The sequence below is a fragment of the Nocardioides sp. genome, from assembly GCF_035697785.1.
GTDB lineage: Bacteria > Actinomycetota > Actinomycetes > Propionibacteriales > Nocardioidaceae > Nocardioides_B.
The window spans coordinates 1-5,717 of sequence record NZ_DASSCL010000057.1 but is presented as its reverse complement, the minus strand read 5'-3'; the positions used below and the strand labels follow the sequence as shown (position 1 = coordinate 5,717).

The 5,717-nt window shown below is 70.6% G+C and carries 4 protein-coding genes and 1 pseudogene; 3 read left to right on the top strand and 2 right to left on the bottom strand.

What is annotated here, in order from left to right:
• Positions 1–1,086 (top strand): annotated as a pseudogene (locus tag VFH10_RS05905) (hypothetical protein); the annotation flags it as partial.
• A gap of 46 nt (positions 1,087–1,132) precedes the next feature.
• On the opposite strand, the gene VFH10_RS05900 reads toward VFH10_RS05905, so the two are convergent.
• Entirely contained in the window at positions 1,133–1,957 is an 825-nt protein-coding gene (locus VFH10_RS05900; RefSeq protein ID WP_325126907.1) for a class I SAM-dependent methyltransferase, read from the bottom strand.
• Between the two features lie 85 nt (positions 1,958–2,042).
• Here VFH10_RS05900 and VFH10_RS05895 point away from each other — a divergent pair, with 85 nt between their 5' ends.
• Complete coding sequence (locus tag VFH10_RS05895; RefSeq protein ID WP_325126904.1) at positions 2,043–2,966, top strand: phosphotransferase family protein; 924 nt, start codon at positions 2,043–2,045, stop codon at positions 2,964–2,966.
• Position 2,967: 1 nt separating this feature from the next.
• Here VFH10_RS05895 and VFH10_RS05890 read toward each other — a convergent pair whose 3' ends face one another.
• Positions 2,968–4,308, bottom strand: a complete 1,341-nt coding sequence (locus VFH10_RS05890; RefSeq protein ID WP_325126903.1) for an HNH endonuclease — start codon at positions 4,306–4,308, stop codon at positions 2,968–2,970.
• Between the two features lie 301 nt (positions 4,309–4,609).
• Between VFH10_RS05890 and rpsA the strand changes: the two genes are divergently transcribed.
• On the top strand, positions 4,610–5,717 hold a 1,108-nt coding region (gene rpsA / locus VFH10_RS05885; RefSeq protein WP_325126901.1), incomplete at its 3' end, for a 30S ribosomal protein S1.

Sequence of the window (5,717 nt, the reverse complement as noted above, 5' to 3'; positions counted from 1 at the left end):
CTACCGGCCGTGGTCCATCCCGTGCCGCAGGTCCAGGAACTTCAGCGGGGAGCGCTGGACACCATCGCGTCCGGTCTCACTGATGGAGTCACGAATCTCAACGACCTCGAAGATGGTCTCAACCAGATCAAGGGCGCGATCAACACGCAGTTCCTTCCGGGCATCGACCGGATCAAGGGTGGTCTGAACAACCCAGGTGCCAACGCGAACTGCGCGGTTGGTGCTGGGACTTCCAGTCCTGCGGACGACTGCGGCGTTCAGCAGGCCGTTGCGTTCTTCAAGGTGAGCGTCCCCCAACTGGTCGACCAGTTGACAGCGAACATCTCGCAGACGCTCATCGCGGGCATCTCGGTGCCCGGCGCGGGTTGCGACCCGGCCAATCCGACTCTGCTCTGCGGCGCCGGTCAGCTCGTGGATGGAACCGGTGAGCTCAAGGCCGGCACGAAGAAGCTGGCCGCAGGCGCGGGCGAACTCGACGCAGGTGGGGCTCTCATCCACGAGAAGCTCGGCGAGCTCGCGGTTGGCCTGAACCGGATCAGCGGTGGTGCGTTCCAGCTCGCGGACGGCACAGGTGAGCTCGACGCAGGTGCCCGGAAGCTTCGCGATGGTGCAGGTCAGCTCAACGATGGTGCTGGACAGCTCGCGGACGGCACGGATGAAGCGTCCGACGGTTCTGGTCGCCTCGCGGATGGTGCCGGCCGGCTGGCCGACGGTCTGCAGGATGCGGCTAACGGCTCCGGTCGTCTGACCGACGGTCTCGAGCAGGCCGCCGACGGTGCGCCGAAGCTCGTGGACGGCGCGCAGCGTCTGTCCGACGAGGGCACGTCCAAGCTGGTCGAGGCCGGCGAGGACACCGCGCAGAACTTCGGTGAGCTGTACGCGACCATGGAGGCCGGCTCCGAGCGTGCGCAGACCGAGAACATGGCCTACGGCGCCCCCGAGGGTGCCGAGGGTCTGACGGCCTACAGCTTCGTGGTCGAGGGCGAGAACGGTGAGAGCGGCCGCAACATGGCTCGCGGTCTCGCCGGCCTCGCGGTGCTCGGCGCGGGTGCGGGTGCGTTCGCGCTCCGCCGTCGTCTGGTCTGAAGCAGCTGAACAACGAAGGGGCGTCGCCGATGGCGGCGCCCCTTCGTCATGCCAGGTCGGCGGCGAAGATCGCGGTGCCGGGGATCAGCGCCCCGCGCTCGGGACCCCAGCCGCCCCAGACCCGGTCGTGACCCTCGGGCCACTGCGGCTCAACCAGGTCGGTGATCCTGAACCCCTTGCCGGCGAGCAGGGACACCCAGTCGCCGAGGGTGCGGTGGTGCTCGACGTACCGGGGCTCTCCGGTGTCGGCGTCCTGCTCGACGTACGGCGTGCGGTCCCAGTACGACGACGTCACCACCAGACCCTCGCGCGACGGGTCGTCGGGCATGGCCCACCGGATCGGGTGCGTGATCGAGAACCCGAACCTGCCGCCGGGTCGCAGCACGCGCGCGACCTCGGCGACAGTTCGGCCGATCTCCTCGACGAACTGCAGGGCCCCGAACGCGGAGAACGCCACGTCGAACGACCCGTCGCGGAACGGCAGGTGCGTCGCCGTACCGCACAGCACCGGGACGCGGAGGCCGTGGTCGTCGTCGATGCGCCGGGAGTGCTGGAGCTGCCGGACGGACAGGTCCAGCCCCACCGCCCGCGCCCCGCGCGAGGTGAGCCAGCGCGCGCACTGAGCGGCGCCGCAGCCGATCTCGAGCACGTCGCGTCCGTTGACGTCACCGAGGATGCCGAGGTCACCCTCGTCGACGCCCTCGGGCCCCCAGACGAACCCGATGTCGCGCAGGAAGGCGCCGTGGGTGGACTGGTACTCGTCGGCGTAGTCGTCCCAGTCCCGGCGGTTGGCGCGCCGAGTCTCCGCCTCCGAGAGCGTGCGCCGGACGGGGTGGACGCCCGCTGGGTCGAAGCTCGACAACTCAGCCACCGGACTCGAGCAGGGCCATGACCGAAGCGTATGGCAACGCCCCTTCGGAGCCCGGGCGAGCCCGGGGTCTGGGAGCATCGGCGCGATGGACGACTTCGGGCTCCGACCTCTGGCGGGCGGGTACAGCGGCGAGACCTTCGTTGGCGAGGCCGCGGGGGAGCGGACCGTCGTCCGGATCTACGCCGACCGCGGCGCCCGTCGCGGACCGGCCGCCCCGGAGATCGACGCCGCACTGCTCGGGCTGGTTCGCGGGCTGCTCCCGGTGCCCGAGGTCCTCGAGGTACGCCGTCCCGACGAGACGTCCGGGACGCCGGGACTGCTGGTTACGAGCTTCCTGCCGGGCGAGCGCCTCGACCTGCTGCTGCCCGACCTGGACGCCGACCGTCGCCGAACGGTCGGCGCCGAGCTCGGCGCGATGCTCGGGCGGATGGCGCAGATGCCTCTGCCGCGCGCCGGCATGGTCGTCGACGGCGACCTCTCGATCGAGCCGTGGACAGGCTTCGGGGACCTGGCCGGCTGGGTGGAGCAGCAGCGCGGCACGACCGCCCTCGCCGAGTGGCCGGAGCCGGCGTACCAGGATCTCCAGGAGGTCGCCGCGCGCGCCCAGTCGCATCTCGACGAGGTGGACCGCGTGTGTCTCGTGCACAGCGACGTCAACCCGAAGAACCTCCTCGTCGACCGCGCGACGGGCGAGGTGACGGGACTGCTGGACTGGGAGTTCGCCCACGCCGGCGTGCCCGGCACGGACCTCGGCAACCTGCTCCGGTTCGACCGCGAGCCGGTGTTCGCCGAGGCGGTCGTTGACGGCTACCTGCGCGTGGCCGGCCACCTCGACGATCTCGACGCACCCGACGGCCGGCAGCGCCTGCTCGACCGGGCGCGCGCGGCGGACCTCCTGGCCCTGGTGGACCTGGCCGGACGGCGTGGGGAGAACCCGGTGGCCGATCGGGCCGACGCCCTTCTGCGCGCGATCGCGACGACCGGCGACCTGCACGCCTGGCCGTTCTAGGTCAGGCCGCCTCGACCACCAGGTCCCGGAACGAGAGCTCCAGCCGGCTGGTGCGCGGGGGTGGGGCGCCCGGCTGGCCCGGTGCGCGCGAGCGGTAGGCGTGACCGGTCGGTGTCGTCGTGACGACTTCGTGGGGTCGAGCGGCGGCGACCACGGAGCGCCAACCGGGCGCCTGCTTGGCGTAGTTGCACTGCTCGCAGAGCCCCTGCCCGTTGGCGGCGCTGGTGTCGCCTCCGGCCGCACTCGGCACGACGTGGTCGGCGTGCCGCACGGGAGCGTCGCACCATGACGTGCGGCAGGACCGGTCGCGCAGCCGCAGGAACCGGCGCAGGCCTTCGGGGAAGGTGCGTGAGCGCGCGTCCAGCGCGACCAGCTCGTTGGTCCGGGGATGAGTGAAGAGCCGCCGCATGGAGACGCGGGCGTCCTCTGCGGCGCTGGAGCCGATGACGTCGCGGACCCAGCCTCCGGGCACCGGCCCGTAGCCGGGCAGCCACGCCGGCTCCTGGCCGTCGGGACCGCCCGGGTCGAGGAGGGCGCGGTCGGTGATGACGACCTCGACCTCGATCGGCACGGCGGCCGCAGCGGTCTGACCCGTGACGCGCTCGACCAGGGTGTCGGCCATGACCTGGCCACGGCTCCGCGGGTCACCGGCCGCACGAGCCGCATCAGCGGCCCGGACCAGTGCCGCATAGGCGGCGACCCCTTGCGCGACCGGGAGCAGGCCGGTGAGGTAGCTCATCGTGTCGGGAGCCGGACGGACGGTCACGGCGCGCTCGGACTCCGCCTTGCGTGCCCTGGCGAGCGCGGCGTTGGGGTCGAGCCGGTAGGCAAGCTTCCGTGCCTCCGCCGCGAGGGCGCGGTCGCCGAGCCCTTCGAGCCGAGCCGGGTCGCCGGCCAGCCTCTCGTCGACGGTGGCCCGGTGCTCGCGCGACAGGCAGGCGGTCTCGCGGACCAGCAGCGTCGCACGCCACTCCGAGAGCCGGCCGGTGGTGAGCGCCGCGTGGGTGTGGGGCATCTCGTGCACCAGCGCCTTGGCCAGGCCGAGGTGCCGCCCGCCCGAGACGGGGGACTCCCGCCGGGCCAGCGCCACCTGGGCAGCCACCCCGCGGCCATGCTCCCGGGCCGGCAGCCCGAGGTCGGCGTGCTGCTGTCGCACCGACGCGTCCAGGTCGGCCGCAGCCCGGGCCTGGGCTGCCGCAGCCGCGGCCTTCAGCTCCTCGAGCACCCGGATCTGCTCGATCCGCTCCTGGTCGGACACCATCCGGTCGAGTCGGCCCAGCGCAGCCACCACCGCCGCGACCTCCTGGGTCGAGGTGAGGGCCGGAGAGGCGGTGTCGAACATGTGTTCGATTCTACTCCGGATCGCCGACAGGATCCGGCCGCGTCGAGATTCTGTGGACGGGTCTCGGGGGGCCCGACCGCCGACCGACGGCCCGGTTGGACGCCCGCGACGTACCACGCGTATCCTGGACGGTGCGCAGGAGTCTGCTGGAGTCTCAGACGTAGCAGCCTCTCGCTCGCTATCTCCTCACCCGACGGTGACCCTCGCGGGACCCGCACGGTGGGACCACAACCAGGGTAGTGAAACCGGACTTCTCGCGCGTCCGCACAACTCCACATCCACCCAAGGACTTCATTCCCTTATGACGATCACCCCAGCTCTTTCGGACGCGCCGCAGATCGCGGTCAACGACATCGGGTCCGAAGAGGACTTCCTCGCCGCCATCGACGCCACCATCAAGTACTTCGACGACGGATCCATCGTCGAAGGCACCATCGTGAAGGTGGACCGCGACGAGGTCCTGCTCGACATCGGCTACAAGACCGAGGGCGTCATCCCCTCGCGCGAGCTCTCCATCAAGCACGACGTCGACCCCTCCGAGGTCGTCGAGGTCGGCGACAAGGTAGAGGCCCTCGTCCTCCAGAAGGAGGACAAGGAAGGCCGCCTGATCCTGTCCAAGAAGCGCGCCCAGTACGAACGCGCCTGGGGCACCATCGAGCAGGTCAAGGAAGAGGACGGCGTCGTCACCGGCACCGTCATCGAGGTCGTCAAGGGTGGTCTCATCCTGGACATCGGCCTGCGTGGCTTCCTGCCCGCCTCCCTCGTCGAGATGCGCCGTGTCCGCGACCTCCAGCCGTACGTCGGCAAGGAGCTCGAGGCCAAGATCATCGAGCTCGACAAGAACCGCAACAACGTGGTCCTGTCCCGCCGTGCGTGGCTCGAGCAGACCCAGAGCGAGGTCCGCCAGGGCTTCCTGACCCAGCTCCAGAAGGGTCAGATCCGCAAGGGTGTCGTCTCCTCGATCGTCAACTTCGGTGCGTTCGTGGACCTCGGCGGCGTCGACGGTCTCGTCCACGTCTCCGAGCTGTCGTGGAAGCACATCGACCACCCGTCCGAGGTCGTCGCCGTGGGCGACGAGGTCACCGTCGAGGTCCTCGACGTGGACATGGACCGCGAGCGCGTCTCCCTGTCGCTGAAGGCGACCCAGGAAGACCCGTGGCAGCACTTCGCCCGCACCCACCAGATCGGTCAGATCGTCCCGGGCAAGGTCACCAAGCTGGTGCCCTTCGGCTCGTTCGTCCGCGTCGAGGAGGGCATCGAGGGTCTGGTGCACATCTCCGAGCTCGCCGAGCGTCACGTCGAGATCCCCGAGCAGGTCGTCCAGGTCAACGACGACGTCATGGTCAAGATCATCGACATCGACCTCGAGCGTCGCCGGATCTCGCTGTCGCTGAAGCAGGCCAACGAGA

Bases quoted from the DNA above. Each gene is read 5' to 3' on its own strand.
- VFH10_RS05895 (WP_325126904.1), top strand. From the start codon at position 2,043: ATGGACGACTTCGGGCTCCGACCTCTGGCGGGCGGGTACAGCGGCGAG.
- VFH10_RS05890 (WP_325126903.1), bottom strand. From the start codon at position 4,308: ATGTTCGACACCGCCTCTCCGGCCCTCACCTCGACCCAGGAGGTCGCG.